The sequence below is a fragment of the Salinicola sp. genome (assembly GCF_982684285.1).
Genome location: NZ_CEXLVS010000409.1, coordinates 1 through 1938, shown reverse-complemented (window position 1 = coordinate 1938; position 1938 = coordinate 1). Strand labels below are relative to the sequence as shown.

Genomic DNA, 1938 nt, shown 5'->3' with positions numbered 1-1938 from the left:
TCTTTGTGTTTACCTAGAGCATTTAACGGTAAGGTTTTCATCTCAACACCTATCCCAACAAAATCAGGTTCGGCCTTATTCCCGGCATCGGCACCTAGGTAAGTCTCAAATAAATTACCCACCCAGCCCTTATGTCGGCGCAGATCTTCAGGCACCCTCACCGCCGATTCGGCCGCAATTTGACCTAATGTTTTTCCGGCCATCGCCTGACATCGTGTTAGCAGTTCTGCTTCCGTTTTAGGAGGAACAACACGCTGTGCCTGCCGTGGGGGAAAATTATCTTCTGACATACAAGCATGATAACCTAGCGCCTTTTAATATGCTTGAGACAATCCGGTGAAAGCGCTAACTATTTCTAACTTAAGCAAAACTTACAGCAACGGTCTGCAGGCACTGAACAACATTGATCTTGTCGTTGAGCAAGGCGACTTTTTTGCATTGCTTGGCCCTAATGGCGCAGGCAAATCAACCACCATTGGCATCATCACCTCCTTAGTTACCAAAACTGAAGGCAAGGTTCAGGTCTTTGATAGTGATATTGATAGCGATCCCGAACAAGCCAAAAGCTACATTGGTTTAGTGCCACAAGAATTTAACTTTAATGGTTTTGAGCAAGTTAAACATATTCTGGTCACCCAAGCGGGTTATTACGGCATAACGGTCGCCCAAGCAGAACCTCGGGCCGATGAATTATTACATCAACTCGGTTTATGGCAAAAACGTCACACTCCTGCAAGAACGCTATCAGGTGGGATGAAACGTCGGCAGATGATTGCCCGTGCATTAGTGCATAAACCCAAATTATTGATTCTTGATGAGCCGACCGCCGGGGTTGATATCGAACTTCGACGTTCCATGTGGACGTTCTTACAGAAAATTAATGCCGAAGGCACCACTATCATTCTGACCACGCATTATTTGGAAGAAGCTGAAAACCTGTGCCGTAAAATTGCCATCATTGATCAAGGTAGAATTATCGAAAATACCGATATGAAAACCTTACTTAATCGCTTGGATAAAGAAACCTTTATCTTAGATCTTAAATATCCCCTACCCAACGATATCGATTTGAATAATCTGAGCTTTGAGATTATTGATGACACCACCTTAGAAGTCGAACTCGATCGTGCAGAAAGTCTGAATGCTTTATTTGCGTTATTAACCGCTCAAGGCATTGAAGTCTGCAGTATGAAAAATAAAGCAAACCGTCTGGAGGAACTCTTCCTCAGTCTGGTTGAAAAAACCGAGATATCCGCATGAAGACCAACAAACATCAACGCCACTGGGTCGCATTTAATACCTTAGTCATCCGTGAAGTTCGTCGTTTTTTACGTATTTGGCCGCAAACATTATTGCCGCCAGCCATCACTATGACACTGTATTTCATTATTTTTGGCAACCTTATCGGTAGCCGTATTGGTGAGATGGGTGGTTTTAGTTATATGGAATATATCATCCCTGGCATTATCATGATGGCGGTAATCAATAATGCCTATGCCAATGTGGCCTCTTCATTTTACAGTGCCAAGTTTCAAAGCCATATTGAAGAACTCCTGGTCGCACCGGTGCCTAATTATCTGATTCTTGCTGGTTATGTCGCTGGAGGCACAGCACGTGGTTTATGTGTGGGGTTGATTGTCACCATCGTATCGTTATTTTTTACCCAACAACCCATACAGCATTTATTAATCACCATTAGTATGGTGTTGCTGAGTGCTGTTTTGTTTGCCTTAGGTGGTTTTATTAACGCCATTTACGCCCGTAGCTTTGATGAAATCGCCATTATCCCCACCTTTATCCTGACCCCGTTGACCTATTTAGGCGGTGTATTTTATTCGATCAGTTTGCTGCCCGAATTTTGGCAAAGTGTATCGTTATTAAATCCTATCCTCTATATGGTCAATGCCTTTCGTTTTGGCATGTTGCGTGCATCCGATG

The 1938-nt window shown here is 43.4% G+C and carries 3 protein-coding genes; 2 read left to right on the top strand and 1 reads right to left on the bottom strand.

Going from position 1 to position 1938, the window contains the following annotated elements; all coding sequences use genetic code 11:
• Positions 1-290 (bottom strand): MutH/Sau3AI family endonuclease (locus AC3AYF_RS20490; protein ID WP_487780316.1); only part of this gene is annotated, 290 nt, incomplete at its 3' end.
• Positions 291-336: 46 nt separating this feature from the next.
• Here AC3AYF_RS20490 and AC3AYF_RS20485 point away from each other — a divergent pair.
• The gene (locus AC3AYF_RS20485) at positions 337-1260 is read left to right on the top strand and encodes an ABC transporter ATP-binding protein (RefSeq protein ID WP_487780315.1); all 924 of its coding nucleotides are present in this window, start codon (positions 337-339) and stop codon (positions 1258-1260) included.
• Positions 1257-1938: ABC transporter permease (locus tag AC3AYF_RS20480; RefSeq protein WP_487780314.1), on the top strand; the 682-nt coding region annotated here is incomplete at its 3' end. The genes AC3AYF_RS20485 and AC3AYF_RS20480, both read left to right, overlap by 4 nt.